This is a genomic window from Microbacterium lacus, assembly GCF_039531105.1.
GTDB lineage: Bacteria > Actinomycetota > Actinomycetes > Actinomycetales > Microbacteriaceae > Microbacterium > Microbacterium lacus.
The window spans coordinates 2,633,606-2,660,293 of sequence record NZ_BAAAPK010000001.1 but is presented as its reverse complement, the minus strand read 5'-3'; the positions used below and the strand labels follow the sequence as shown (position 1 = coordinate 2,660,293).

The following is a 26,688-nucleotide window of genomic DNA, read 5'->3' as shown; positions in this document are numbered from 1 at the left end:
GGGGTCCGCGCCCGCGCGAGGCATGATGGAGCCGTGCCACAACGTCGTCTGCCCGCCTGGACGGCAGTGGGCGGAGCGGTGCTCGTCGGCATCCTCACCGCGTTGCAGGCGAGGGTGAACGGGCAGCTCGGCGCGCGCATCGGCGACGGCCTCGTCGCGGCCGTCATCTCCTTCGGATCCGGGCTCGTGATCCTGATCCTGCTCTCGATCGCCCTGCCCGTCGGCCGGCGGGGTTTCGCGGCGCTCGTGCGCGGCATCCGATCGCGGGGCATTCCGTGGTGGATGCTGGCAGGTGGCGCCGCGGGAGCCCTCACCGTCGCGACGCAGGGCATCGCCGTGGGGCTGATCGGGGTGTCGCTGTTCACGGTCGGCGTCGTCGCGGGGCAGGCGATCTGCGGCCTCGTGCTGGACCGCACCGGATACGGACCCGCCGGCGTCGTGGCGGTGACGGTCCCGCGGCTGCTGGGTGGCGCGCTCGCCTTCGGGGCGGTCGGCATCGCCCTGATCGGCGACGGACTCACCGGCATCCCCCTGTGGATGCTGGTCATGCCGCTTCTGACCGGCGTCGGCATCGCGTGGCAGCAGGCGACGAACGGACGTCTTCGTCAAAGGGTGGGCACGCCCCTGACCGCGACGTTCGTGAACTTCGCCGGCGGAACGGTCATCCTGGCTGTCGCCGCGGCGATTCACGTCGGTGCCGTCGGGGCACCGCGCGCGCTGCCCGGCGAAGCGTGGCTGTACACCGGCGGCGCGATCGGCGTGGTCTACATCTTCCTGTCGGCCGCGCTGGTGAGCCGCACCGGCGTGCTGCTGCTCGGTCTCGGTGCGGTCGTCGGCCAGCTGAGCACGTCGTTCGCGCTCGACGCGGTGTGGCCGGCGCCGGCGAGTCCGGGGCCGGTGCAGGCGCTCGCGATGGTGATCGTGGCCCTGCTGTCGGTGGTGGTCGCGACGGCGCCCTGGGGGCGGTTGCGGCGGCTCAGGAGCTGAGCTCGGTCGCCTCGGCCTCGGTGCGCTTGGCGGACGGGAGCCGCGAGAAGTGCCGGCGCGCGTCGACGGCCTTGCGGCGACCGGGGCGCGCTTTGGGTGGCTTGCCGCCGATGTACAGCCAGCCCAGGAGCTCTTCGTTCTTGCCGAGACCGTGCAGCTTCGCGACCGGCTTGCTTCGGGTGTAGTGACCCGTGCGCCAGATGACGCCCCAGCCCGCTTCGTCCAGCAGCAGGCTCAGCATGTGCGCCACGCCCGACGCGACGGCCTCTTGCTCCCACCGCGGCACCTTGTCGCTCTTGCGGTACGTCGCGACGACGGCGAGGAGGAGCGGTGCGCGCAGCGGCTTGGAGGAGGACCCCTTCGCGCCGACGGCCTTGTTGATCGCACGACCGAGACGCTCGCGATCGCTGCCGCGCAGCTCGATGACCCGCCACGGGCGCATCGAGGAGTGATCGGCGACGCGCCCGGCGGCGGTCAGCAGCGTGAGCAGTTCGGCGCGCGTGGGAGCCTCGGCGGTCACCTTCGACCACGAACGGCGGTTGCGCACCGCCTCCAGCGCCGAGGTCACGCGTCGGGCTCGGGGGTGAACGACAGCGCGATCGAGTTCATGCAGTAGCGGTCGCCGGTCGGGGTGCCGACGCCGTCGGGGAAGACGTGGCCGAGGTGCGAGCCGCACGCCGCGCACCGCACCTCGGTTCGGATCATGCCGTGCGAGGTGTCCTCGATGAGCTCGACCGCTTCAGGACGGACCGATTCGTAGAAGCTCGGCCACCCGCAGTGCGAATCGAACTTCGTGCCGCTCTGGAAGAGCTCCGCGCCGCATCCGGCGCACGTGTAGAGCCCTGCGCGGCTCTCGTCGAGCAGTTCGCCGGTCCACGCCCGCTCGGTCGCCGCCTGCCGCAGCACCTGGTACTGGTCGGCGTCGAGCTCGGCACGCCACTGCTCGTCGGTCTTCTGCACGCTGTAGGTCATTCCGGTCTCCTTCGCCGCGGTGCACGCTCTGACGCCGTGCACATCGCCGCATCCATTCAACCTCACCGGTGCCTCCGCGGCTCCGTCGCGCGTGCGGGGAGAATGGCGGGATGGATGCCGCCGCGCCGGACACCGCCGAGGTCCGCGATCGTTACCTGCGGTTCGCGCGAGACGAAGCGCCCGACCGGTCGGCGGTGTACGCCGCGTGGGCGGGCGGCGTCGCCGACGATGAGCGGGTGGCCGGCGTCCTGACGCGCATCCCCGCGACGCACCGCCAGCCCCCGCTCGTGTTCGCGGTCGCCCGGATGCTCGGTGCGCCGGAGGCGGGGTACGCGGCGTTCGCCGAGTGGGTTCTGGGTCATGCCGACGAACTCGTCGCGGAATGCTCGGCCCGCTCGCTGCAGACGAACGAGCCGCTCCGATGCGCCGCGCTGCTTCCCGCTCTCAGCGGCGTGTCCGGACCGATCGCGCTCCTGGAGGTCGGGGCGAGCGCGGGACTCTGCCTGTACCCCGACCGGTACTCCTACCGCTACGACGGAGGTGCGGCGTTGGACCCGTCCGACGGCCCGTCCGCGGTCGTGCTCCGCTCCGCACTGACGGGCGATCCACCCCTGCGGATGCCGGACATCGTGTGGCGGGCGGGTGTCGATCTCACTCCGCTCGATGCGGCCGACCCGGCCGACCGGCGGTTCCTGACGAGTCTGGTGTGGCCGGGGGAGGAGGGGCGCGCGGCGCGGATCGAGGCCGCGCTCGACGTCGTCGCGGCCGACCCGCCCCTGCTCGTACGAGGGGATGCGACAGACCCCGCGACGCTCGCGCACCTCGCGGCCCGGGCACCGGCCGATGCGACGCTCGTGATCACCACCCCCGGCGTCCTGCCGCACATCCACCGCGCCGGACGTGCGCGCCTCGTCTCGTCGATCCGGGCGAGCGGGGCGGTGTGGATCTCGATCGACCCGCCGGCGATGCACCTCGACGGAGTCGACGCGGTCGATGCCGCCGCCGGGCCCGGCGGGTTCGTGCTGCGTCGCGACGGTTCGGCGCTGGCCCGGGTCGATCCGCTCGGGGCATGGGTGGTGTGGTCGACCGAGGCGTGAGGCGGGGGCCCGGAGTGGCATCCGAGCGAGATGCCGCCGGCGGGTTAGCGTTGCCGCGTGCCCCTGACCGACCGCGATCGCGCCATCCTCGAGTTCGAGGCCCGCTGGCGCGCCCACGCGGGGGCGAAAGAGGAGGCGATCCGCGCCGAACTCGGCCTCGCGCCCGCGCGGTACTACCAGCTGCTCGGAAGGCTGATCGACACGACCGCTGCGCAGGAGCACGACCCGATGCTCGCCGGGAGACTCCGGCGCATCCGGGACGCACGCGAGCACGCGCGCCTCGCTCGATCGGCGGGCGCTCCGCGCTGAGCGGTCACATCCACGGCGGGGACGGGGCGAGCCCGTCGGTCCGGGTAGCATCGTGGGGTGCCGAGAGAGACCTTCCCGCGGGACCGATTCGACGACCTTCCCGCGGACGGGGGCCGAGTCGGCGCCCATCGTGCGGAGAATCCGCGGATGCGGGGCTGGGTCGTCCTGCTGTGGGCGGTCCTGGCCACGATCGTGCTGGTCGCGGTCGGGATCTTCGGCACGCTGCTGGTGAGCGGACGCGTCGTGCTCTTCCCGACGCCCACGCCGACGGCATCCCCTCTCCCGGTCGTCACACCCGTCGTGGACACGACGTATGAGGTGCTCATCCTCAACGCGACCCCCGAGGTCGGTCTCGCCACTCAGATGAAGGACGTCGTGGTGGGCGCCGGCTGGGCGGAGGACACGGTGTCCGCCGGAGAGGCCGGGTCCACCGACTTCGCCGAGACGACGGTGTTCTACTACCTGCCGGCGGACGAAGCCGCCGCCGCGGGGCTCGCCGAGGTGATCGGCGGCGCGAAGATCGCGCAGAGCGACGTGTATCAGCCCACGGACGACCCCGAGGCCAAGCAGCTCGCCGTCGTGATCGGCCTGGACCGAACCTCGAATCCGCCGTCTCCGACGCCCTCGGAATGACCGCGCGACCGCCGGGTGTTTCAGGCGGGTAAACACTTCGATGCATGCGTGTCAACAGTTGCTCCTCCCGCGATTTCCCGCGGATCCGCGTGCATACGATGGCCCTGTTCCCGCGCTTCAACAGGAGATTCAGATGACCCAGGGCACCGTCAAGTGGTTCAACGCCGAGAAGGGCTTCGGCTTCATCACCGTCGCCGATGGGCAGGACGTCTTCGTCCACTACTCGAACATCGACATGAGCGGCTTCCGCGTGCTCGAAGAAGGTCAGACGGTCGAGTTCACCGTCGGCTCCGGTCAGAAGGGACCGCAGGCCGAGTCCGTCCGCGTCGTCGCGTGACGCCACGCCCCTCCCGCGGCTTGCACTCGATGGGGTCGAGTGCCAGAATGGATTAGCACTCGACTCATCTGAGTGCTAAAGACATCGCAACGTCCGGGAGGGACGAAAAACACATGGCTAAGATCATCGCTTTCGACGAGGAGGCCCGCCGTGGTCTCGAGCGCGGCCTGAACATCCTGGCTGACGCCGTCAAGGTGACACTGGGCCCCCGCGGTCGCAACGTCGTCCTCGAGAAGAAGTGGGGCGCCCCCACGATCACGAACGACGGCGTGTCCATCGCCAAGGAGATCGAGCTCGAGGACCCCTTCGAGAAGATCGGCGCGGAGCTCGTCAAGGAGGTCGCCAAGAAGACCGACGACGTCGCTGGTGACGGCACCACCACCGCCACGGTCCTGGCTCAGGCGCTCGTGCGCGAGGGCCTGCGCAACGTCGCCGCCGGCGCCGACCCCATCTCGCTCAAGCGCGGCATCGAGAAGGCCGTCCAGGCCATCTCCGACGAGCTGCTCGCCTCGGCCAAGCCGGTCGAGTCCAAGGAGCAGATCGCCGCGACCGCGTCCATCTCCGCCGCCGACTCGACGATCGGCGACCTGATCGCCGAGGCGATCGACAAGGTCGGCAAGGAGGGCGTCGTCACCGTCGAGGAGTCGCAGACGTTCGGCACCGAGCTCGAGCTCACCGAGGGCATGCGCTTCGACAAGGGCTTCATCAACCCCTACTTCGTCACCGACCCGGAGCGCCAGGAGGCCGTGTTCGAGGACGCGTACATCCTGATCGCGAACCAGAAGATCTCGAACATCAAGGACCTTCTGCCGATCGTCGACAAGGTGATCCAGGACGGCAAGGAGCTCGTCATCATCGCCGAGGACGTCGAGGGCGAGGCGCTCGCGACTCTCGTGCTCAACAAGATCCGCGGCATCTTCAAGTCGGCCGCCGTCAAGGCTCCCGGCTTCGGCGACCGTCGCAAGGCGCAGCTGCAGGACATCGCGATCCTCACGGGTGGCCAGGTCATCACCGAGGAGGTCGGCCTCAAGCTGGAGAACGCGACGCTCGACCTGCTCGGCCGTGCCCGCAAGGTCATCATCACCAAGGACGAGACCACGATCGTCGAGGGTGCCGGTGACGCCGCGCAGATCGAGGGTCGCGTGACCCAGATCCGCCGCGAGATCGACAACACCGACAGCGACTACGACCGCGAGAAGCTGCAGGAGCGCCTCGCGAAGCTCGCCGGTGGCGTCGCCGTCATCAAGGCCGGCGCTGCGACCGAGGTCGAGCTCAAGGAGCGCAAGCACCGCATCGAGGACGCCGTCCGCAACGCGAAGGCAGCCGTCGAGGAGGGCATCGTCCCCGGTGGTGGCGTCGCGCTCATCCAGGCCGGCAAGGTCGCGTTCGAGGGTCTCCACCTGACGGGTGACGAGGCCACCGGTGCGAACATCGTCAAGGTCGCCATCGAGGCGCCGCTGAAGCAGATCGCGCTGAACGCGGGCCTCGAGCCCGGCGTCGTCGCGAACAAGGTTGCGGACCTCGAGACCGGCTTCGGCCTGAACGCCGCCACGGGCGAGTACGGTGACCTGTTCGCACAGGGCATCATCGACCCGGCCAAGGTGACGCGCTCCGCGCTGCAGAACGCCGCGTCGATCGCCGCGCTGTTCCTCACCACGGAGGCCGTCGTCGCCGACAAGCCCGAGAAGGCCGCCGCTCCCGCCGGCGACCCCACGGGTGGCATGGACTTCTGAGTCCTTCTTCCACAGAACAGCCCCTCCTTCGGGAGGGGCTGTTCTGCGTCCGGGGGCGGTCAACGGAACAGGCTCGTGGTCGCCTGCTCGGCATCCGCGTACTGCCGACCCGCAGCGGCGAGGGCCGTGTTGATGCCGGCGAGCGAATCCTCGACCTGCCGCTGCGTCGCCCGCCACTGGTCGACGACACCCTGGAACGCGACGGCGGCGGTGCCGGTCCACGAGCCCTGCAGCTGCGTCAGCTGACTGAGCATCGCCTGCGTCTCGGACTGCAGCCGATCGATCGTGCCGCGCACGGCGGCGGTGGTGGCGAGGACCGCGTCGCTGTCGACGGAGTAGACGGCCATGAGAGCTCCTTCGTGGGTCGGGTTCTCCACCGTACGGATGCCGGCACCTCTTGCCGCTGTCCCACGGGCGGACTGTGCAGTCGTCGGCGCGCAGGCCTGCCTGGGGAGGAGCGGATCAGTCCGCCGGCAGCACGAGTCGCTCGAGCGGCTGCGTCTCGATCAGCAAGTGCTCGGCGGCATCCCGGGGCGCGGCGAGCGGGAAGGCGACGTGGAAGGTCGCTCCGCCGCCCGGCGTCTCCTCGACGGACACCGTGCCGTGCAGCGCTTCGACGATCGACGCGACGATCGAGAGCCCGAGGCCGGCTCCACCGGTCTCTCGGGCGCGGGAGGTGTCGGCGCGCCAGAACCGCTGGAAGATCTTGTCGCGGATCTGCTCGGGGATGCCCTCGCCGTGGTCTGCGACCTCGATCCAGCCCATCCCGGCCTCGGTGTCCACGCCCACACGCAGGTCGATCGGCGAGTCCTCCGCCGTGAAGCGGCGAGCGTTGCCGAGGAGGTTCGTGACGACCTGGCGGATGCGGTTCTCATCGCCCAGCACGATCGGGGCGGGCCGTGCGACCACGGTGACCGGCACGGTCTCGACCGGCAGTGCGGACTCGTCGACCTGTTCCAGCGCACCGACCCCCGGGCGCGGGCGGCGGCGGAGGAGCGAGAGCGGGTTTGCCGCGACGCGGGGGATCGCGGCGGTCGCCGGCGCGGGCCGGCGCTTCGTCTTCGCCGGAGCGGTGGGCGCGGGATCGTCGGTCGAGGGCGGGGGAGCGGCGGGTCCGGACGTCGTGTCGATGACGACGACCTGACGAAGCGGGGAGGTCGCACGGACGTCGAGTGCGGCATCCCGGGCGATCGGCCGAAGATCCACGGGGGCGATCACAACGTCGCGGCGTTCGTCCAGACGCGCGAGCGCGAGGAGGTCCTCGACGAGCACGCCCATGCGCATCGCTTCCTTCTCGATGCGCTCCATCGCCTGTGCGACGTCCTCATCTCCCGAGATCGCCCCCATCCGGTACAGCTCCGCGTAACCGCGGACCGTCACGAGAGGCGTGCGCAGCTCGTGGCTCGCGTCGCCGATGAACCTCCGCATCTGGCGCACCGACGCGTCGCGCTGCGAGAGCGCGGCATCCACTCGCCCGAGCATGGTGTTGATCGCCGACTTCAGCCGGCCGACCTCGGTGGTCATGGGCTCGATGTCGGTCAGGCGCTGACTGAAATCGCCCGCCGAGATCGCGGTCGCGGTCGATTCGACCTGGCCGAGACTGCGGAACGTGAGGGTCACGAGCCAGCGCGTGAGGAAGGCGCTCGCGATCAGGATGATGACCGCGAGGATCGTGTAGATGCCGATGTACTGCGCGACGACCTGATACGTCGAGGCGAGCGGCAGCGCGACCAGCTGCGTGTAAAACACCCCCGCGCCCGGGAGCTCCTGCAGGGCGACCGTGGCGCGGAACTCGTACTCGCCGTCCTCGGAGTACAGCGAGAACGGCTGGAGCTGATCGATCTGAGCTCGCTCGAGCGAGATGGCCTCGGGATAGACCGGGTCGACGCCGCGACCTCCGGCCGTGCCGATGAGAGGCCCCTCCGCGGGGCCGTAGATCGCGACGCGGTAGTCCGTCGCCGGCGCATCCTCGATGCGTGTGGTCTGCAGTGCGCCGTCCTCGAGTGAGAAGTCCACGAGTGTCGCCGCGACATCGGTGCGGGCGAGCGCGTCGAGCTGGGTCTCGACGTTGGCGATCAAGGTGTTGCGCAGGAAGTACGCCGTGCCGAACCCGGCCGCGATCAGACCGACGGCGAGCAGGATGACGGTGACGCTCGTGACCTTCGCGCGCAGGCTGATGCCGCGCCACCATCGGGTGACCGCATCCGTCTTCTTCTGGCGCTTGTCGTACAGAGTGTCGGTCCCTCGGTTCGGGACCGCGTCAGGCGGTCTTGCCGGCCTTGAGCATGTAGCCGAAGCCGCGCTTGGTCTGGATGAGCGGCTCGGACGAGTGCGGGTCGATCTTGCGGCGGAGGTAGGAGATGTAGCTCTCCACGATGCCGGCGTCGCCGTTGAAGTCGTACTCCCACACGTGGTCGAGGATCTGCGCCTTGGACAGCACGCGGTTGGGGTTGAGCATGAGGTAGCGCAGGAGCTTGAACTCCGTGGGGCTGAGGTCGATCGAGGCGTCGCCGACGACGACGTCGTGCGTGTCCTGGTCCATCGTGAGCTCGCCCGCGCGGATGACGGACTCCTCGTCGGCCTGCATCGTGCGGCGCAGGATCGCCTGGATGCGCGCGACGATCTCGTCGAGGCTGAAGGGCTTCGTGACGTAGTCGTCGCCGCCGGCGTTCAGGCCGGCGATCTTGTCCTCGGTCTCGTCCTTCGCGGTGAGGAAGAGGATCGGCGCGGTGTAGCCGGCGCCCCGGAGCCGCTTGGTCACACTGAACCCGTTCATGTCGGGCAGCATGACGTCGAGGATGATGAGGTCGGGCTCCTCCTCGAGAACGGCCGAGATCGTCTGTGCGCCGTTGGAGACGGCCCTGACCTGGAACCCGGCGAACCTCAGGCTCGTGATGAGCAGGTCGCGAATGTTCGGCTCGTCGTCGACGACGAGGATGCGCGGTGCAGTCATGCCCTCATTATGGCGAGGTAATCGATGCGTCGCCTGGATATCGCGCGGAGCGCCCCGATCGGGAGACCACGCAGCCCTCATCGAGAGATCATGAGGGGTGACTTTCGACGCCGCCCCTCCGCCCGCGCCCGCATCTCCGCCCGCGCCCGCACGTGAGCCGGTGCTGCCGCCCGACGCCCGCACGGGCGGGCTGGCCTTCCACAGGCTGGTGTTCGCCCGCCGACGGTCCGGGTGGTGGACTCCGCTCGTGGTGGGTCTGCTCGGTCTCGGCCTGTATGCCGTGATGATCGGGGCGGTCCTGGTCGTCGTGATCGTGATGGCCGCAATCAATACGGGCTCGGCTGACCGGCTCGCGACGGCGGGGGCGCGGTTCGACCTGGCCGATCCGCTGCAGGTCGCCGTGCTGCTCGGGTCGATCGCCCTCATGCTGCCCGCCTACGTGCTGGCCTCGCTCATCGTCAACGGTCCGCGGACCGGGCTCATCTCCTCCGCGGCGGGGCGGCTGCGGTGGAAGTGGATGCTGCGCTGCGGCGCTCTCGCCGTCGCGACGGCGGTCGTGCTCACCGGGGTCTCGCTGCTGCTTCCGCCGGATCCGTCCGCCCAGGCGGGTGAGGTGCTCGAGCCCGCGCAGAACCCGTGGCTCCTGGCCACCCTGCTGGTGATCCTCCTCGTCGTGCCGGTGCAGGCCGCTGCAGAGGAGTACGTCTTCCGCGGATACCTGCAGCAGTCCCTCGGCCGCTGGTTGCGGCATCCTCTGTTCGCGATCCTCCTGCCCGTGCCGCTGTTCGTCCTCGGGCACATGTATGACCCGCTCGGGCAGGCCGGTGTCGCCGTGTTCGCGGTCGCCGCGGGATGGCTCACGTGGCGCACGGGCGGGCTGGAGGCGGCGATCGCCGTGCATGTCGTGAACAATCTGCTGGCGTTCGCGATGGCGCTCGCCGGGCTCAGCGACGTCAATGCGTCCTCGCCGGGCGTGGTGAGCTTCATCTGGTCGGCGCTGCTCGTGGGGGTCTACGTCGCGGGGGTGGAGGTGCTCATGCGCCGTACGCGGCTGCCCCGTGTGCTCGTCCTGCGCGATCCCGAGCCCGCGGTCCAGGGCTGAGCCCGGACCCGGTCCCGCCTCGGCCTCAACTGAGTGCACGACCTCGCGCCCAGTGCACGGGTGCTGCGCGTGGACACCCCGTGCAGTGGGTTCGAAGCCGTGCGCTCGGCGGTGCGGGAATCAGGCGGCGATGGCGTCGGCGTCGAGGATCGTGTAGCTGTAGCCCTGCTCGGCGAGGAATCGCTGGCGGTTCTGCGCGAAGTCCTGATCCACCGTGTCACGGGCGATCAGGGTGTAGAAGCTTGCGGTGTGACCGGACTCCTTGGGCCGCAGGAGCCGGCCGAGGCGCTGCGCCTCCTCCTGCCGGGAGCCGAAGGATCCCGAGACCTGGATCGCGACCGATGCCTCGGGGAGGTCGATCGAGAAGTTCGCGACCTTCGACACCACGAGCAGCGAGATCTCACCGACCCGGAACGCCTGGTACAGCTCCTCGCGCTCGTCCACCGGAGTCGCACCGGTGATCTGCGGGGCGTCCAGGGCCTGGGCGAGGATGTCGATCTGGTCGAGGTACTGCCCGATGACGAGGATCCGCTCGCCCTCGTGCCTCTTCACGAGCTGGCGCACCACGTCGATCTTCGCGTGCGCGGTCGCGGCGAGGCGGTACCGCTCCTCGTCCGCGGCGGCGGCGTACTCGAGTCGGTCATCGGCGGGAAGGTCGACGCGGACCTCGTAGCACGCGGCGGGGGAGATGAAGCCCTGTGCCTCGATCTCCTTCCAGGGCGCGTCGAACCGCTTGGGTCCGATCAGGCTGAACACGTCGCCTTCGCGGCCGTCCTCGCGCACGAGGGTGGCGGTGAGCCCGAGCCGGCGGCGGGCCTGCAGGTCGGCGGTGAGCTTGAACACGGGTGCGGGCAGCAGGTGCACCTCGTCGTAGACGATCAGCCCCCAGTCCAGCGCATCGAGCAGGGCGAGGTGCGCGTACTGCCCCCCGCGCTTCGCGGTGAGGATCTGGTACGTCGCGATCGTGACGGGCTTGATTTCCTTGACCTGGCCGGAGTATTCGCCGATCTCCTCCGGGGTGAGCGTCGTGCGCTTGAGGAGCTCGTCGCGCCACTGCCGCGCGCTCACGGTGTTCGTGACGAGGATGAGCGTGGTCGTCTTGGTGTCGGCCATCGCCGCCGCGCCCACGAGCGTCTTCCCGGCGCCGCAGGGGAGGACGACGACGCCGGAGCCGCCGTCGGTGAAGATGTCGACCGCTTTGCGCTGGTACGGGCGCAGGGTCCAGCCGTCCTCGGCGAGGTCGATCGGATGCGGCGTGCCGGGTGTGTAGCCGGCGAGGTCCTCCGCCGGCCAGCCGATCTTCAGCAGCTCCTGCTTGATGTGTCCGCGCGCCCACGCGTCGATCACGAACGAATTCGGCGTCGGATGCCCCACCAGCAGCGGCTGGATCCGCTTGTTGCGCGACACCTCGGCGAGCACCGCCGTGTCGGTCGCAGTCAGCAGCAGCTCGCCCTCGGGGTTGCGCTCGATGATGAGCCGGCCGTATCTGCCCACGGTCTCGCGGATGTCGATCGACACCGACGGCGGCACCGGGAAGCGCGACCAGCGATCGAGCGTCCCCAGCATGTCCTCCGCGTCGTGTCCCGCGGCGCGGGCGTTCCACAGGCCGAGCCGGGTGATCCGATACGTGTGGATGTGCTCGGGCGCGCGCTCGAGCTCGGCGAAGATCGCGAGCTCGTGGCGCGCGGTCTCCGCGTCCGGATGCGCTACTTCCAGCAGCACAGTCCGGTCGCTCTGCACGATGAGAGGACCGTCAGCCATAAGGATCAAGCCTACCGGCCGTGCGTGCGGTCAGGAGGCGGACCGGACGCTCACGATGCTCGAGACGGGCAGGGTGCGTTCGACGTCCGCAGCGCGGTCCAGACCCCGCAGGCGTCCGCCGCCGAGACCGGAGGCCTCGAGCGTGAGCGACCGGGCCGACCCGTCCGGCATCCGCACGACCACGACGATCACGGACTTCGCCCGCACGGCCTGCTCGAGTTCGCGCCCGAGCCAGGCGGCGTCGGAGTCGGTCTCCTGACCCTCGCGCAGCGCCCCGATCAGGCGCGCGTACGCCTGCCGAGGGTCGGTGTCGTCGCCGCGATCGGCCGCGCGTCCGCGGCGGCGCAGCGACACCGGCTCGCCGGCGTCGTCCAGGGCCACCACCGGATAGCGACCCTCGGCGAGCGCCCAGTACACCGCGTCGCGCTCGACGCGCGTCACGAGTTCGTCGCCGTCGCGGAGGAAGCCGAGGGGGCGCAGCGCCTGGTCGACCAGGATCGTCTCGCGCAGCGCCGGATCCGCGGCTTCGAGCCGGGTCCGGCCCGCCGCGGCGCGGATGCGCACGAGCCCGTGGCGGGCGGCGGTGCTGTCGATCAGGTAGTCCAGGGGCTGCGGGATGCCGGTCAGCGAGAGTCCGCGCAGGAACGAGCGGATCGACTCCGCGGTTTCACCCTCGGTCATCCCGGCACCCAGGGATCCGGTGCTGAAGCGGTACGTGGAGGCCTGCGCGCGCGATTCGCGCGCCGCGATCGTGCGCAGCCGCAGGTCCAGCGCCGGCGCGAGCGGACCCGGGGCGATCGCGGTGAGATCGGCCTGAAGGTAGACCCGGTCGATCTCGGCAGGCAGATGCGCGGCGAGGGCGGCCGGCGACGCGGGCTCCCCGGCGCGCAACGCCGCCGTCCACGCCGGCTCGCTGCCCGCGGGGGTGAGGAGCCCCCACGCTTCGGCGATCCGGAGCAGCCGCTCGGCCTGCTCGGGCCACTCGGGGTTCAGCGGATACGCGTGCGCCCACTGCGCGGCGGACAGGAACCCGCCGTCCGCGGTCCGCAGTCCGGTCGGCAGGGCGCCGCGGAATCCTTCGACGACTTGCGCCCAGCGTTCGGCGGTCGTGGTCTCCAGCCACGCGCCGCCCACCGCCGTGACGACCCATTCGCGTCCGACCGCGGTCACGAGACCCGCGGAACCGGCAGCGACGATCAGGTCGTCGACGTCGTCCGTCTCGCCGAGGGCGCCGGCATCCGTGAGTCGGCGTCTCTCGACGGCGCTCACCGATCCTGTGCCGGTGCGTGCGAGGGGGCTGTGCAGGCCGGCGACCAGGATGTCGGCGAGGGAGCCGACCGTGGCGAACGCGCGTTCGGCGGCCGCGGCGGTGTCGGTCTCGGAGGCGACCGGTGCGCCCTCCGCGGGTGAGAGGACGAATGCACCGGGATGGGCGGCCGCGACCGCGCCCAGCTGCACGGCGACGGCGGTGAACGGCGCGCCGGCGTCATCGACGAGAGCGAGCGGCCGCAGGGCCGCGCGGTCGGCATCCGAGAGGGGAGCCCCCTCGAGCGCGGCCTTCAGGGGGACGAGAGCGTTGCGCGGGAGGCGCACGAGGGCACGTTCGACGGATGCCGCATCCAGAAGTGCGGCCGCGGCGTCGAAGAAGTCGTGCCAGGGTGCGGTCGGGGCGACGCCGCGGGCTTCGAAGACGCGCGCCAGGGCGTCATCGTCGGCCGAGGCGAGTCGCCCGGCCAGTGCCCGCTCGTCGGAGACCATTACTCTCCGCGGTTGGCGCGTGCCCTTCGCAGGAACGTCATGATCAGCAGCGCCAGGATCATCAGGAATGCGATCGGCAGGGCGATGATCGGCAGCACGGCGACGATCGGCCACGCGCCGACCGTGAAGTCGGTCACCCCGAGCGGGCGCGCGATGATGATGGCGAAGAAGCACCCGATCGAGACGACCGCGAGTCCCAGCGACATGAAGGCGAGGATCCGGTCCAGGCGGCGGACCGGGACGTCGTCGCCGGGGGTGCGTGTGCTCATCCGCCCCAGCTTATCCGTCCGGCGGGCGTGGCGTAGGCTGGTGGATCGGGATCGATCGGTCCCGTGTTCCCCCGTGCCCGGCATCCGTGGCGCACGACACAGCGAGGTTTCCATGCCCACCGGCAAGGTCAGGTTCTACGACGAGGAGAAGGGTTTCGGCTTCATCGCCGGAGATGACGGTCAGGATGTCTTCCTGCACGCCACCGCCCTTCCCGCAGGATCCCCCGCACCGAAGGCGGGCACGCGGCTGGAGTTCGGCGTCGCCGACGGCAAGCGCGGGCTGCAGGCGCTGTCCGTTCGCGTGCTCGAGGCGCCCCCGAGCCTGTCCAAGGCGCAGCGCAAGCCCGCGGACGACATGGCGATCATCGTGGAAGACCTCGTGAAGCTGCTCGACGGCATCGGCGGAGACCTCCGCCGCGGCCGCTACCCGAGCTCCTCGCACGGCAAGAAGGTCGCCGCGGTGCTGCGCAAGGTCGCCGATGACTTCGACGCCTGAGGACGCCTCCTCCACCGATCTCACCGCTGAGGGCGTCGAGGTCCCCGCGGCGGACGCTGCTGCTGCGGACGCTCCTGCGGTCGCCGTGGCACCGATCGACGAGACCGTTGCGCGCGAGCTCGCGCTCGCCGCGCTGCACGAGATCACGCCGGCGGCGACGATCGGCGAGTTCGTCGACTCGTCGACGGATGCCGAGGGCGTGCTCACCGTGCGGTTCGGCAACCGCATGCCCGGGTATCCCGGATGGTTCTGGACCGTGAGTCTCGCGCAGGTCGACGAGTCCGCCCCGACGGTGCTCGAGGCGGAGCTCATGCCGGGCGAAGGTGCGCTCACCGCGCCGGACTGGCTGCCGTGGGCCGAGCGGCTCGCGGAGTATCAGGCGGCGCAGGCCGCACTCGCGGCCGAAGGGCTGGCGACGGACGAGCTCGAGGACGACGAAGAGCTCGAGGACGAACTCGACGACGTCGACGACCTGGACGCGGCGGACTTCGACGAGGACGCTTCGCCGATCCTGCACTCGGGCGACGTGGACGGCGTGGACATCGACGTGCTCTCCGACGACGCGGACGAGGACGCCGATGCTGAGGAGTCCGACACCGACGCGTCCGACACCGACGCGTCCGACACCGACCGCTGATCCGTCTCGGCCCATGACCGAGACGTCGGCTCAGCGGTGCGCGAGCGTGAAGTCGATGCTCCGGACCAGCTGACGCACGTCGTCCGGCTCGATCGAGACGAACGTCGCCACCCGCAGCTGGTTGCGGCCGAGCTTGCGGTAGGGCTCCGTGTCGACGATGCCGTTCGCGCGCAGGGTCTTGGCGGTCTCCGCCGCGTCGACCGTGTCGTCGAAGTCGATCGTGACGACGACGGGGGAGCGGTCGGCCGGATCCGCCACGAACGGGGTCGCGACCTCGGACGCTTCGGCCCACGCGTACAGGACTCCGGAGGACTCCCGCGTGCGCGCATCCGCCCACGCCAGGCCGCCGCTGTCGAGGATCCACTGCAGCTGCTCGTCCAGCAGCAGCAGTGTGGTGAGCGCCGGGGTGTTCAGCGTCTGGTTCAGGCGCGAGTTGTCCAGTGCGTTCTTCAGGCTCAGGAACTCGGGGATGTACCGATCCGATGCCGCGATCCTCTCGATCCGCTCGATCGCGGCGGGCGAGACCAGGGCGAACCACAGACCGCCGTCCGAACCGAGGTTCTTCTGCGGCGCGAAGTAGTAGACGTCCGCCTCGGCGGCCGCGAAGTCGATGCCGCCCGCGGCGCTCGTCGCGTCGATGACGGTCAGTGCGCCCTCGTCTGCGGTGACGCGCGCGATCGGCGCGGAGACGCCGGTCGACGTCTCGTTGTGCGGCCAGGCGTAGACGTCGATGCCCTCGACGGGTTCGGCGACCGTGCGCGTACCGGCGGGCACATTCCGCACGTCCGGGGTCTGCAGCCACGGAGCCTTCGCGGCTGCCGCGAACTTGCCGCCGAACTCACCGAACACGAGGTTCTGACTGCGGTTCTGGATGAGGCCGAACGCGGCGGCATCCCAGAACGCGGTCGATCCGCCGTTGCCGACGATGACCTCGTACCCCTCGGGGGCGCCGAAGAGCTCGGCAAGTCGGGAGCGCACGTCGCCGACGAGGTTCTTCACCGGCGCCTGGCGGTGGGACGTGCCGAGCAGCGTCGCTCCGCGCGTCGAGAGGGCCTCGAGCTGAGCGGGGCGCACCTTCGAGGGGCCGCATCCGAAGCGTCCGTCAGCGGGCAGGAGGTCACTCGGAATCTGCAGGTGCGGCATCCCACGATTCTATGGGCGGGACCCGTGGCCTCTCATCCCTGTGACGCCCACCCCGGGAGGGCCCGTCGGGAGGATTGGATAGGCTGTCCTTGCACCGATTTCCGCGTCTGCGAGGCATGATGACCGACCTGATCGACACGACAGAGATGTATCTGCGCACGATCCTCGAGCTCGAGGAGGAGGCGATCACGCCGCTGCGCGCGCGCATCTCCGAGCGTCTCGGCCACTCCGGTCCCACGGTGTCGCAGACGGTCGGGCGGATGGAGCGCGACGGTCTCGTGGTCGTCTCGGACGACCGCACGCTCGAGCTCACCGACGCCGGTCGCAGCAAGGCGGTCGATGTGATGCGCAAGCACCGCCTCGCGGAGCGCCTCCTCTCCGACGTGATCGGACTGGACTGGGCGTACGTGCATGAAGAGGCATGCCGGTGGGAGCACGTCATGAGCGAGCAGGTCGAGCGCCGCCTCGTCGAGCTGCTCGGGCATCCCACTGAGTCGCCGTACGGCAACCCGATCCCGGGTCTGGCTCAGCTCGGCGACCTGCCCGCGAACGGCTTCGAGCAGGACGTCGTGGGGCTCGTTCGCCGGCTGAATGCCGAGGGGGGACCCATCACCGGCACCGTGCGCCGCCTGGCCGAGCCCGTGCAGGTCGACCCCGAACTGCTGCAGCAGCTCAAGGCGGCGGGCGTCGTTCCCGGCGCATCGGGCGAGTACCGCTACAGCGAGGGTTACGTCCTGGTGCAGATGGACGGGAACGCCGAAGGACTCGAGCTGCCGGTCGAGGTCGCCTCGCACATCTTCCTCGTCGACGACCGTCGCTAGCCCCGCGCCCAGGCATCTGCCAGGCGCGCAACGTGACATATTCGTTACCTTCAGGTAGCGTGGGGGAGTCCACAGGCGAGAAGCCCGCCGTCGGACGCCACCCGGATTGCCTCCCCGGCTCGTCGTCCGGTTGGTTCACGCCCGCATATCGTGCCCCGACATCGAATGCTGACGAGCCAGCGCCACGGCGCAGAGGCGCCGGAGGAACTTTTGGCTGAAGAGATCGAATCGCCTGGCCCCCAGAGCGACGAGAACAGTGTCACCCGCCGTGCCCGCGGCAAGAGCAGCGCCTCGGTGCGCGCTCGGTTCGGGCGCACCAGCGTGGCTCGCCCGCAGAAGGCCGCTCCGGCTGCGCCGCGTCCCGCCAAGGGCAAGAACCACCCGGTCCGCAGCCTCGCGATCCTCGCGATGGTCGGCGGACTCGTCGCCACCGTCGCCCTTCCGGCGTACGGGGCCTGGCGTCCGACCGCCGAGACGCAGACCCTCCAGCAGGTCGCCCAGAACGACGCGCAGTCCCTGGTCGTCGCGTCCGACTCGTCGGCCGAGGAGCTGAGCCGCTCGAGCTACTCCGCCACGACGGCCGAAGAGATCCAGAAGAAGAAGGACGAGGAAGCCGCTGCTGCCGCCGCCGCCGAGCGCGCGCGACTGGCCGCCTCCACGGCATCCTCCGGGTACAGCGTCCCCGTCAACATCGCCCTCGTCTCTCCCGGCAGCGGCGAAGTGCGCTGGCCGATCCTGAACTTCACCCTCGGCCGCGGCCTCTGGGATTCCGGATACCACCAGGGCGTCGACCTGCTCGCCTCGTGCGGTGAGCCGATCTACGCGACCGCCGCGGGTGTCGTCAGCGTCTCCCAGGAGAGCTACGGCGGGTACGGCGTCGCCGTGTCGATCGACCACGTGATCGGTGGACAGTCGGTGAATTCTCTGTACGGGCACATGACGTACGGCAGCCGCCAGGTTTCGGCCGGCCAGTCCGTCTCGCCCGGTCAGCTCATCGGATTCGTGGGCAGCACGGGCAGTTCGACCGCGTGCCACCTGCACTTCGAAGTTCACATCAACGGCTCGGTCGTCGACCCCTGGGCGTGGCTGCAGGCCAACGCGGGCTGAGCGTGCGTTAGCCTGAAACCCGACGCTCAGAGAAGCGGAGGGAAGCCGATGGATCGCACACCTCGCATCCGAACCATGGATGCGCTGGGACGCCTCGTCCTTCGGCATTGCACGAGTGGATGCCGCGGCTCTGCCGTGGCGCCAAGGCGCTGTCCATAGGACAGCGCCTTTTTTCATGCCCCTGCGCACCTCGAATCGTCGGTGGTCGAATCCCGGGAAGCCGTCCCGGCCGTTCGAGAGGATGAGGAATGCGCACTCTGGTGCTCAATGCGGGCTACGAGCCGCTCGCCGTCGTGTCGTTCAAGCGGGCCATCGTGCTCGTGATGAACGAGAAGGCCGTCGTCGTCGAGAGGGTGGACGATGATCCGGTGTGGGGGGCGCGCGGGGCGTACGAACGCCCGGCGGTGATCCTGCTGACCAAGTACGTGCGGGTGCCGGGGAGTCGACACATCCCGGTCACCCGGCGCGGAGTTCTGCGACGCGACGCCCACCGGTGCGGGTACTGCGGCAAGGCCGCGTCCACGATCGACCACATCCTGCCGCGCTCGCGCGGGGGAGCGGACTCGTGGGAGAACCTGGTCGCGTGCTGCCTGCGCTGCAACAACGTCAAGGGTGACCGCACGCCGCAGGAGATGCACTGGGAGCTGCGGGTCCTGCCCCGGCCGCCGCGCGGCGTGCAGTGGACCGTGCGCGGCACTGAGCGCACCGATCCGTGCTGGGAGCCGTATCTCGCGCTCGCCGCGTAGGTCGCGCGCCGCGGCGGTCCTCGCCGCCGCGGATTCGGAGGGGATCGAGGTTGCGGAGTGCGGTTCGGGATGCCGGATCCTCCGAATCAGCGATCTCCTCGGCATCCACGGGTCGTGTATCGAGAATCGAACATCCTGCCTGAATACACCCCTTTTCGATGTCGGAGGGCGGTCGTAGCGTCACTCCTGTCGTTGACGGTATAGAACATCTGTTCTAGCCTGTGGGAGTGAGGGCGGCTGTGCGAGAAGTCGATGCACCCCGGGATCCCCGGGGTGAGGTGCACCGCCTGCGCGCCCAGATCGAGCGGGTCCAGGGCCGGTCGATGGAGGTGCCGCCGCTGCCGACGCATCCGGCGTTCGCGTCGCTGCTGCCCGGCGGCGGGCTGCGCCCCGGAGCCGCGTACTCGATCGCCTCGTCGTCTTCGCTCCTGCTGGCGCTGCTGTCTCAGCCGTCGCAGACGGGCAGCTGGTGCGGCGTGGTGGGCATGCCCGAACTCGGCGCCGAAGCGGCCGAGCACGCCGGCGTCGACCTCGAGCGACTCGTGATGATCCCCGAGCCGGGGCCGCGGTGGCTCGCGGTGGCCTCGACCGTGGCCGAAGTCCTCTCGGTGGTGGCGGTGCGGCCGTCCTCCCGCGCGACCGACAAGGACATCTCGCGTCTGGCCGCGCGACTCCGTGATCGCGGGGCCGTGCTGCTCGTGCAGGGTCCGTGGCCGCAGGTGGAGGCGAGCCTCGAGCTGAGCGAGCCGCGCTGGAGCGGGCTCGGTCAGGGGCACGGGTACGTCTCGGCGCGTGAGGTCACCGTCACCGCGCGCAGCAGGCGCTGGCCGACCACGCGACGACAGCGGATGCTGCTCCCCGGCGCCGACGGGCAGGTCATCGCCCTGCAGCCGGGGCTGCGACCGCACGAGACGATCGCGCCGATCAGGGCGGTGGGCTGACGTGCACGCGGAGGCGCCCGTGCGCAGCCTCGTGTTGTGGATGCCGGACTGGCCGGTCACCGCTCTCGTGCGGGAGGCGGCGATCGCCGATCCCGGCGAGCAGCCCGTGGCGGTGTTCGCCCACAACACCGTGGTGGCGTGCTCGGCATCCGCCCGCGCCGAGGGGGTGCGCCGCGGTCAGCGTCGCCGCGATGCGCAGGCGCGCTGTCCGGGTCTGCGCGTCGTCGCCGCCGATCCCGCCCGCGACCAGCGCACGTTCGCGCCGGTGGTCGCCCGCATCGAGGAGCACGCGCCGGGGGTGCAGATCCTGCGACCGGGGCTGTGTGCGCTGCGCGCACGAGGACCCGCGCGCTACTACGGCGGCGAAGCCGAGGCGGCGACCGTGCTGCGGGGGGTTCTGGCCGAACTCGACCTGTTCGATGTGCGCGCCGGTGTCGCCGACGGGCCTTTCACCGCCGAGCACGCCGCGCGCATCGGCACGAGTCCCGCTGCGCCGGTCTTCGTCGTCCCCCTGGGTGGGGCCGCCGGCTTCCTCGCCCCGCTGCCGGTCACCGCGCTCGCCGACGAGAGCGGCGGGGGCGGGCTGGATCCCGACCTCCTCGCCCGCCTCGGCGTGCACACGCTCGGCGCGTTCGCCGCGCTCGACCGCGACCGCGTGCGCGAGCGGTTCGGTCCCGGTGGGGTGCGGCTGCATGCGCTGGCCGGCGGCCGCGATTCCCAGCCGGTGCTGCCGCGGGTCCCTCCGCCCGAGCTGCACCGCGAGGTCGCGTTCGAACCGCCGCTCGAGATCGCCGAGCAGGTCGCGTTCGGCATGCGCATCGCCGCGGAGGAGTTCATCGCCGGGCTCGGAGCGCTCGACCTGGTCTGCACCGAACTCCGGGTCGAGATGATCGGCGACCGGGGGGAGCGCAGCGAGCGGGTGTGGCTGCACCCGGGGTCGTTCGATTCCGCCGCGATCATCGACCGGGTGCGCTGGCAGCTCGCCGAAGGCGCGCAGACCCGGGTGCTGGGGAGCGGGGTGACGCGGGTGCGGATCTCGCCGGAGGCGGTGGATGCGGCATCCCACCACGCCCCGGCGATCTTCGGAGCCGGCACCGACGAACGCGTGCACCATGCGCTCTCGCGGGTGCAGGCGATGCTCGGCCATCGCGGAGTGCTCACCCCGGCGATCGGCGGCGGGCGCTGGCTCGCCGAGCGGCAGGTGCTGGTCGCGTGGGGGGATCGGCGGGTCGTGGCAGCCGCGCGCGAGCAGCCGTGGCCCGGGAGCCTGCCCGATCCGCTGCCGAGCACGGTGTTTCCGGAGCGCCTCGCGGTCGAGGTCGTCGACGCCGACGGGGATGCCGTCGCGGTCGGTGACCGGGACGCGCTGACGGCGGCGCCGACGATGCTGCACGGTCCTGCCGGTGCCGGTGCCGGTGCCGGTGCCGGTGCCGGTGCGGGTGCGGGTGCTTCCCGGGCGCGGGCGATCCGCGGGTGGGCGGGACCCTGGCCCGTGATCGAGCGGGGATGGGATGCCGCGCGCACGCGTCGCGCGCACCGGTTCCAGGTCGTCGACGCCGACGACGTCGCGTGGCTCCTCGTCTGCGAGCGCGGGGAGTGGTTCGCCGAGGGGCGGTACGACTGATGGGCTTCAACAACCCGTCCGTCCCGTGGTCCGAGATGGAACGGCTGCTGAGTGACCGGCGCGCGCCGTCCGCCCCGGCCGGTGCCGACGGCGGGGACAGCCCCGCCTGGTCGCGCAAGCGGGGCAAATACGAAGCGCCGCCCATCGAGCGTCCGGCGCAGGCCGTCCCCTACGCCGAACTGCACGCGCACTCGTCGTTCTCGTTCCTGGACGGCGCGTCCTCGCCGGAGGAGCTCGCCGAAGAGGCCGAGCGGCTGGGGCTGCACGCGCTCGCGATCACCGATCACGACGGGTTCTACGGCATCGTGCGCTTCGCCGAGGCCGCCGAGGCGCTGCAGCTGAAGACCGTCTTCGGTGCCGAGCTGTCCCTCGAGCTGCCCAAACCGCAGAAGGGCGAGCCCGACCCGGCCGGTGCGCACCTGCTCGTCCTCGCCCGCGGCGAGGAGGGGTATCACCGGCTCGCCGCGGCGCTCACCCACGCACAGCTTCAGGGGGCCGAGAAGGGCAAGCCGCTCTACGACCTGGAGGAACTCGCCGATCAGTCGGGGGGAGACTGGGCGATCCTGACCGGCTGCCGCAAGGGGGCCGTGCGCCGGGCGCTCGTCGACGGCGGGGCCGGGTCCGCGGCATCCGCTCTGGATCGTCTCGTCGACCTGTTCGGTCCGGATGCCGTGCACGTCGAGCTGATCGACCACGGCAATCCGCTCGACACGCGACACAACGACGTGCTGGCGGGTCTGGCCGCCGAGCGCGGACTGCCGGTCCTCGCGAGCAACAACGTGCACTACGCCGTCCCCGAGCGCGCGCAGCTCGCCGCGGCGGTGGCCGCGGTGCGGGCGAACCGGGGGCTCGACGAACTCGACGGGTGGCTCCCCGCGCACGCGGGGGCGCACTTGCGCTCGGGGGCGGAGATGGCGGCGCGCTTCGCGCGGTATCCGGGCGCGGTCTCCCGCACCGTGATGCTCGCCGACGAGCTCGCGTTCCCGCTCCGGCGCGCGAAACCCGCGCTGCCGAAGCAGAAGGTCCCCGACGGGCATACGCCGATGTCGTGGTTGCGGCACATCGTGTGGGAGGCGGTGCCGCGGAAGTACCCCGATCTGTCGGCGGAGAACCGCGAGCGGATCGAGAAAGAGCTCGCGGTCATCGAGGTGAAGGACTTTCCGGGGTACTTCCTCATCGTGTACGGGATCGTCCAGGAGGCGCGGCGGCGCGGCATCCTGTGCCAGGGGAGGGGGTCGGCGGCCAACAGCGCCGTCTGCTACCTGCTGGACATCACCGCGGTCGACTCGATCGCCTACCAGTTGCCGTTCGAGCGGTTCCTCTCGTCGCTGCGCGATGAGGAGCCCGACATCGACGTGGACTTCGACTCCGACCGGCGCGAGGAGATCATCCAGTGGGTGTACGGGCAGTACGGGCGCGAGCGGGCGGCGCAGGTCGCGAACGTGATCCAGTACCGGCCGAAGAACGCCGTCCGCGACATGGCCAAGGCGCTCGGGCACTCGCCCGGGCAGCAGGACGCCTGGTCGAAGCAGGTGGAGCGATGGGGGGCGACGCTGGAGAGCGGACCCGATCACGACATCCCCGACCAGGTGATCGAATACGCCGCCGAGCTGCTGAAAGCCCCGCGCCATCTCGGCATCCACTCCGGCGGCATGGTGCTCACCGACCGGCCCGTCGGCGAGGTGGTTCCGATCGAGCACGCGCGCATGGAGGACCGCACGGTCATCCAGTGGGACAAGGACGACGCGGCCTGGATGGGACTGGTCAAGTTCGACCTCCTCGGGCTCGGCATGCTCGCCGCGCTGCAGTACTGCTTCGACATGATCCGCGCCGCCACCGGTGAGGAGTGGGAGCTCTCCACGATCCCGAAAGAAGAGAAGGCCGTCTTCGACATGCTGTGCCGCGCCGATTCGATCGGGGTGTTCCAGGTCGAGTCCCGCGCGCAGATGGGGCTGCTGCCGCGCCTGCAGCCGAGGCGGTTCTACGACCTCGTGATCGAGATCGCTCTCATCCGTCCCGGCCCGATCCAGGGCGGTGCGGTGCACCCGTTCGTCCGCCGCAAGCTCGGCCACGAGCCGATCACCTACGCCCACCCGAAGCTCGAGCCCGTGCTGGAGCGCACGCTCGGCATCCCGATCTTCCAAGAGCAGCTCATGCAGATGGCGATGGCCGTCGGCGAATGCACCGGGGAGGATGCCGATCTCCTGCGGCGCGCGATGGGATCCAAGCGCGGCGTGGAGAAGATCGAGTCGCTGCGCGAGAAGCTGTACGCCGGGATGGCGCGCAACGGCCTGGTGGGCCAGGCTGCGGACGACATCTACGCGCGCATCCAGGCATTCGCGAACTTCGGTTTCGCCGAGTCGCACTCGCTGTCGTTCGGGCTGCTCGTCTACGCCTCGTCGTGGATCAAGCTGCACTACCCGGCCGCGTTCCTCGCGGGACTCCTGCGCGCGCAGCCGATGGGCTTCTACTCCCCGGCGACCCTGACCGCCGATGCCCGGCGGCACGGGGTGCAGGTACGGCGCCCCGATCTGCTGCGCTCGGGGGCGGAGCCGGTGCTGGAGCCGGTGGACACGGATCACCTGCCGCCGACCGGGCGGAAAGAGGGCACGCACCGGATCCTCCCGCCCACCGGGCGGGAGGAGTGCACGCACCGGATCCAGCCGCCGGTCGGGGTGTTCGACGCCACCGAGCCCGACGAATCCGCAGCGCACCGGCGGGATGGGCGGTTCGCGGTGCGACTCGGGCTCGCGGCGGTCAAGGGCATCGGGTCCGCGGTCGCCGAGCGCATCGTCGCCGAGCGCGAGAGCGCGGGGCCGTACCGCGACCTCCGGGATCTGGTGCGGCGCACCGGCGTCACCGAGGCGCAGTTGGAGTCCCTCGCGACCGCCGGGGCGTTCGAGTGCCTCGGCATCAGCCGACGTGAGGCGATCTGGCTTGCGGGGTCCGCCGCGCAGGACCGGGCCGAGTTCCTCCCCGATTCGCTCGCGTTCGTGCAGCCGCCGCTGTTCACGGATCCCACGAGCTACGAGCGGCTCGCAAGCGACCTGTGGGCGACCGGGATCTCCACCGACGACCATCCGCTCACGCACTTCCGGGCGGCACTGGACGCGCGGGGGGTGCTCACCTCCCGCGAGCTGCGCACCCACGAACCCGGGCGGAGGGTCGAGGTGGCGGGGCTGGTGACGCACCGGCAACGGCCGGCGACGGCATCCGGAATCACGTTCATCAACCTCGAAGACGAACACGGCCTGGTCAACGTCGTCTGCTCGGTGGGGGTGTGGAACCTGTACCGGCGGGTCGTGCGGGACGCGCCGGGGCTGATCGTGCGGGGGATGCTGGAGCGATCGGTCGAGGGAGTGACCAACCTCGTGGCGGACCGGTTCGAAGACCTGCAGGTGGAGGTCGGGCACCGGTCCCGGGACTTCCGATGAGGCGTAGCCTCGAGACGTGACCGAGCAGCAGCCGTACGAGGTGATCCGCGAAGAGAGCGGGTGGGAGCTGCGGCGCTATCCGGCGCACGTCGTCGCCGAGACCGCGGTGCACGGGGTCGCGTTCGAAGACGCCGGAAACCGCGCGTTCGGCCTTCTCGTCGGCTACATCAACGGGCAGAACACGCGCCGGCAGAAGGTCGCGATGACGGCGCCGGTCGTGCAGTCCTCGCAGAAGATCGCGATGACCGCGCCGGTCGTGCAGTCCTCCACCGGCGAGGGATTCGTGGTCGCATTCGTGCTGCCCGCTGCCATGACCGAGCAGGACGCGCCGGTGCCGACGAACGCTGCCGTCCGGGTGCGCACGGTTCCCGAGCAGCTCGTTGCCGCGACCCGGTTCTCGGGGCGCTGGACCGAGGAATCCTGGCGCAGGCACCGCGACGAGCTGCTGGCGGCGCTGTCGTCCGCAGGCGTCACCGTGATCGGCGAGCCCCGGTTCGCCCGCTTCGACCCGCCGTTCACGCCGTGGTTCCTGCGGCGCAACGAGGTGCTGGTCGACGTCGCGGGCTGAGCTCAGGCGCCGAGCTGCGCGAGAAGCTCGACGCGGTCGGTCGTGCCCGACACCTCGATGATCCGGCCGCGCTGCACCCGGGAGAACACGAACTCGGCGACGTTCACGTGCCGACGCGTCGGGGCGATCCCGCGGAAGACGCCGGTATGCGTCCCGCTCGCGCGGAGGTGCGCCGCGATCCGGTCGTCTTCGACGACGAGTTGGATGCGGCGCCACTGCCAATCCGGAAACCCGTGGAACAGCTCCGCCAAATCGTCGACGAACGCCTCGGCGCCGCCGGGCAAGTGGGCGCGACGCACGCCCGGATCCACGAACGTCCGGACCGCATCCAGATCGTGCCGATTGCAGGCCTCGAGGAAGTCGGCGTACCATTCCCGCAGTTCCCACGACTCCACCGGTCCATTATCCGGCGGCGCCGGCAGCAGGCGTGAGCTCACCCGCAGACCTCGTACACGTAGGACGGGTTCTCGGGGGTGACCAGGCCGCGGTCCCGCAGGACGACCGAGCCCGGGGTGTCCGGGTCGGCGCAGACCGCCGCGAAGTCGATACCGTCAGTGTCCGAGTACTCGATGTCGATCACCCGGTCGCCGTAGACCGCGGTGAACGCGGCGCACTCGGCGAAAGCGGCGCACTCCTCGGCGACCGCGAAGTCGAAACCCGCACGTGCGCGCAGAGCCGCCGCATCCTCTGCCGCGTTCTTCTGGCCCGCGGCCAGCCCGGCGTCGTGCGCGGTCGCGACGAGCCGCGCGGCCAGGGCGAGGTTTCCGCTGAGCGTCAGCGCACCGTCGCTGCGTGTGTAGGTGTCGAGGTTGTCGAACTCCACCGCGTCGAAGCCGCTATCGGCGCACTTCCGGATCCAGGGACCGACGATCTCCTCGATTCTGCCGCGCTTCTCATCGGTGGAGGTGTCCAGGAGAGCCTCGTCCGGCCAGGACGGATCGAAGACGACCGTGTCCCCCTCGCGCAGCAGGAGCTCTGCCGGCCAGTCACCGATTTCGCCCGGCTGGGTCTGAAAGGCGTTGACGTAGCAGATCGAGTACAGCCCGACAGCGGGCTCCGCGCTCCGGTCGCGGCTGACGATCGTCACCTCGGCCGGAGGGTCGTACGCCCCGCCCAACTGGTAGTCGGGTGCACCCGGCGGGGGCAGGCGGATCCCGTTGGGCAGCGCCGCGCATCCGCTGAGGGCGACTGCGGCGAGGAGCAGCCCACCCAGAGTGCGCGCGGCTGACACGTGCTCGACGGTAGCGCACCGCACCGGCG

Annotated in this window: 27 protein-coding genes; 16 read left to right on the top strand and 11 right to left on the bottom strand. The window is 70.7% G+C overall.

Features of this window, described 5'->3' with window-relative positions; translation table 11 throughout:
- Positions 1-33 precede the first annotated feature (33 nt).
- Entirely contained in the window at positions 34-987 is a 954-nt protein-coding gene (locus tag ABD197_RS12645; RefSeq protein WP_344055074.1) for a DMT family transporter, read from the top strand.
- On the opposite strand, the gene ABD197_RS12640 is transcribed toward ABD197_RS12645, so the two are convergent.
- Together ABD197_RS12640 and msrB are read right to left on the bottom strand one after the other, a co-directional pair.
- Complete coding sequence (locus ABD197_RS12640) at positions 977-1,555, bottom strand: nitroreductase family protein (protein ID WP_344055072.1); 579 nt, start codon at positions 1,553-1,555, stop codon at positions 977-979. The genes ABD197_RS12645 and ABD197_RS12640 overlap by 11 nt on opposite strands.
- The gene (gene msrB, locus ABD197_RS12635) at positions 1,552-1,959 is read right to left on the bottom strand and encodes a peptide-methionine (R)-S-oxide reductase MsrB (protein ID WP_344055070.1); all 408 of its coding nucleotides are present in this window, start codon (positions 1,957-1,959) and stop codon (positions 1,552-1,554) included. Before msrB ends, ABD197_RS12640 begins: the two co-directional genes overlap by 4 nt.
- A gap of 110 nt (positions 1,960-2,069) precedes the next feature.
- On the opposite strand from msrB, the gene ABD197_RS12630 reads away from it, so the two are divergent.
- The 5 genes from ABD197_RS12630 (at position 2,070) to groL (ending at position 6,068) form a co-directional block, all read left to right on the top strand.
- Complete coding sequence (locus ABD197_RS12630) at positions 2,070-3,056, top strand: DUF2332 domain-containing protein (protein WP_344055068.1); 987 nt, start codon at positions 2,070-2,072, stop codon at positions 3,054-3,056.
- Positions 3,057-3,113: 57 nt separating this feature from the next.
- Positions 3,114-3,365: a DUF3263 domain-containing protein gene (locus ABD197_RS12625; RefSeq protein ID WP_344055066.1), complete on the top strand. Its 252-nt coding sequence runs from the start codon at positions 3,114-3,116 to the stop codon at positions 3,363-3,365.
- A gap of 57 nt (positions 3,366-3,422) precedes the next feature.
- Positions 3,423-3,998, top strand: coding sequence for a LytR C-terminal domain-containing protein (locus ABD197_RS12620; RefSeq protein ID WP_344055064.1), 576 nt, complete (start codon positions 3,423-3,425; stop codon positions 3,996-3,998).
- Positions 3,999-4,131: 133 nt separating this feature from the next.
- Positions 4,132-4,335, top strand: coding sequence for a cold shock domain-containing protein (locus ABD197_RS12615; RefSeq protein ID WP_179433900.1), 204 nt, complete (start codon positions 4,132-4,134; stop codon positions 4,333-4,335).
- Between the two features lie 113 nt (positions 4,336-4,448).
- Entirely contained in the window at positions 4,449-6,068 is a 1,620-nt protein-coding gene (gene groL / locus ABD197_RS12610; protein WP_344055060.1) for a chaperonin GroEL, read from the top strand.
- A gap of 59 nt (positions 6,069-6,127) precedes the next feature.
- Here the strand turns inward: groL and ABD197_RS12605 are convergent, their stop codons facing one another.
- The 3 genes from ABD197_RS12605 to ABD197_RS12595 form a co-directional block, all read right to left on the bottom strand.
- Positions 6,128-6,415: a WXG100 family type VII secretion target gene (locus tag ABD197_RS12605; protein WP_344055058.1), complete on the bottom strand. Its 288-nt coding sequence runs from the start codon at positions 6,413-6,415 to the stop codon at positions 6,128-6,130.
- 115 nt (positions 6,416-6,530) lie between these two features.
- Positions 6,531-8,147: a sensor histidine kinase gene (locus ABD197_RS12600; protein ID WP_344055056.1), complete on the bottom strand. Its 1,617-nt coding sequence runs from the start codon at positions 8,145-8,147 to the stop codon at positions 6,531-6,533.
- Positions 8,148-8,328: 181 nt separating this feature from the next.
- Positions 8,329-9,021: a response regulator transcription factor gene (locus ABD197_RS12595; RefSeq protein ID WP_344055054.1), complete on the bottom strand. Its 693-nt coding sequence runs from the start codon at positions 9,019-9,021 to the stop codon at positions 8,329-8,331.
- A gap of 97 nt (positions 9,022-9,118) precedes the next feature.
- Between ABD197_RS12595 and ABD197_RS12590 the strand changes: the two genes are divergently transcribed.
- The gene (locus tag ABD197_RS12590; protein ID WP_344055052.1) at positions 9,119-10,123 is read left to right on the top strand and encodes a CPBP family intramembrane glutamic endopeptidase; all 1,005 of its coding nucleotides are present in this window, start codon (positions 9,119-9,121) and stop codon (positions 10,121-10,123) included.
- Between the two features lie 120 nt (positions 10,124-10,243).
- On the opposite strand, the gene ABD197_RS12585 is transcribed toward ABD197_RS12590, so the two are convergent.
- From ABD197_RS12585 to ABD197_RS12575, 3 genes are read right to left on the bottom strand one after another with little or no spacing between them, the layout of a single operon-like run.
- On the bottom strand, positions 10,244-11,884 hold the full coding sequence (locus ABD197_RS12585; RefSeq protein WP_344055050.1) for a DNA repair helicase XPB: 1,641 nt from the start codon (positions 11,882-11,884) through the stop codon (positions 10,244-10,246).
- A 30-nt stretch (positions 11,885-11,914) separates the two neighbouring features.
- The gene (locus ABD197_RS12580; RefSeq protein ID WP_344055049.1) at positions 11,915-13,642 is read right to left on the bottom strand and encodes a helicase-associated domain-containing protein; all 1,728 of its coding nucleotides are present in this window, start codon (positions 13,640-13,642) and stop codon (positions 11,915-11,917) included.
- Positions 13,642-13,911: a multidrug ABC transporter ATPase gene (locus ABD197_RS12575; RefSeq protein WP_344055047.1), complete on the bottom strand. Its 270-nt coding sequence runs from the start codon at positions 13,909-13,911 to the stop codon at positions 13,642-13,644. Before ABD197_RS12575 ends, ABD197_RS12580 begins: the two co-directional genes overlap by 1 nt.
- 112 nt (positions 13,912-14,023) lie before the next feature.
- Between ABD197_RS12575 and ABD197_RS12570 the strand changes: the two genes are divergently transcribed.
- Positions 14,024-14,407 (top strand): cold-shock protein, encoded by a 384-nt coding sequence (locus ABD197_RS12570; RefSeq protein WP_344055046.1) that lies wholly within the window; start codon positions 14,024-14,026, stop codon positions 14,405-14,407.
- Positions 14,391-15,044 (top strand): DUF3027 domain-containing protein, encoded by a 654-nt coding sequence (locus tag ABD197_RS12565; protein WP_344055044.1) that lies wholly within the window; start codon positions 14,391-14,393, stop codon positions 15,042-15,044. Before ABD197_RS12570 ends, ABD197_RS12565 begins: the two co-directional genes overlap by 17 nt.
- Before the next feature lie 30 nt (positions 15,045-15,074).
- Here the strand turns inward: ABD197_RS12565 and serC are convergent, their stop codons facing one another.
- Positions 15,075-16,187, bottom strand: coding sequence for a phosphoserine transaminase (gene serC / locus ABD197_RS12560; protein WP_344055042.1), 1,113 nt, complete (start codon positions 16,185-16,187; stop codon positions 15,075-15,077).
- A 119-nt stretch (positions 16,188-16,306) separates the two neighbouring features.
- Here serC and ABD197_RS12555 point away from each other — a divergent pair, with 119 nt between their 5' ends.
- The 7 genes from ABD197_RS12555 to ABD197_RS12525 all read left to right on the top strand — a co-directional run bounded on the left by ABD197_RS12555 (position 16,307) and on the right by ABD197_RS12525 (position 25,428).
- Positions 16,307-17,008, top strand: a complete 702-nt coding sequence (locus ABD197_RS12555) for an iron-dependent transcriptional repressor DtxR (protein ID WP_344055040.1) — start codon at positions 16,307-16,309, stop codon at positions 17,006-17,008.
- Between the two features lie 321 nt (positions 17,009-17,329).
- The gene (locus ABD197_RS12550; protein ID WP_344055038.1) at positions 17,330-18,115 is read left to right on the top strand and encodes a M23 family metallopeptidase; all 786 of its coding nucleotides are present in this window, start codon (positions 17,330-17,332) and stop codon (positions 18,113-18,115) included.
- Positions 18,116-18,363: 248 nt separating this feature from the next.
- Positions 18,364-18,861 carry an HNH endonuclease gene (locus tag ABD197_RS12545; protein ID WP_344055036.1) on the top strand — a complete coding sequence of 166 codons (498 nt, stop codon included), beginning with the start codon at positions 18,364-18,366 and terminating at the stop codon, positions 18,859-18,861.
- Between the two features lie 227 nt (positions 18,862-19,088).
- A complete protein-coding gene (locus tag ABD197_RS12540) occupies positions 19,089-19,802 on the top strand; it encodes a hypothetical protein (protein WP_344055034.1) in 714 nt (237 codons plus the stop codon).
- 40 nt (positions 19,803-19,842) lie between these two features.
- Positions 19,843-21,426 (top strand): DNA polymerase Y family protein, encoded by a 1,584-nt coding sequence (locus ABD197_RS12535; protein ID WP_344055858.1) that lies wholly within the window; start codon positions 19,843-19,845, stop codon positions 21,424-21,426.
- Complete coding sequence (locus tag ABD197_RS12530; protein ID WP_344055033.1) at positions 21,426-24,860, top strand: error-prone DNA polymerase; 3,435 nt, start codon at positions 21,426-21,428, stop codon at positions 24,858-24,860. Before ABD197_RS12535 ends, ABD197_RS12530 begins: the two co-directional genes overlap by 1 nt.
- A gap of 16 nt (positions 24,861-24,876) precedes the next feature.
- Positions 24,877-25,428 (top strand): SOUL family heme-binding protein, encoded by a 552-nt coding sequence (locus tag ABD197_RS12525; RefSeq protein ID WP_344055032.1) that lies wholly within the window; start codon positions 24,877-24,879, stop codon positions 25,426-25,428.
- Between the two features lie 2 nt (positions 25,429-25,430).
- On the opposite strand, the gene ABD197_RS12520 is transcribed toward ABD197_RS12525, so the two are convergent.
- Together ABD197_RS12520 and ABD197_RS12515 are read right to left on the bottom strand one after the other, a co-directional pair.
- Positions 25,431-25,865: an ester cyclase gene (locus ABD197_RS12520; protein WP_344055030.1), complete on the bottom strand. Its 435-nt coding sequence runs from the start codon at positions 25,863-25,865 to the stop codon at positions 25,431-25,433.
- Entirely contained in the window at positions 25,862-26,659 is a 798-nt protein-coding gene (locus ABD197_RS12515) for an endo alpha-1,4 polygalactosaminidase (protein ID WP_344055028.1), read from the bottom strand. The genes ABD197_RS12520 and ABD197_RS12515 overlap by 4 nt, the downstream gene beginning before the upstream one ends.
- Positions 26,660-26,688 lie beyond the last annotated feature (29 nt).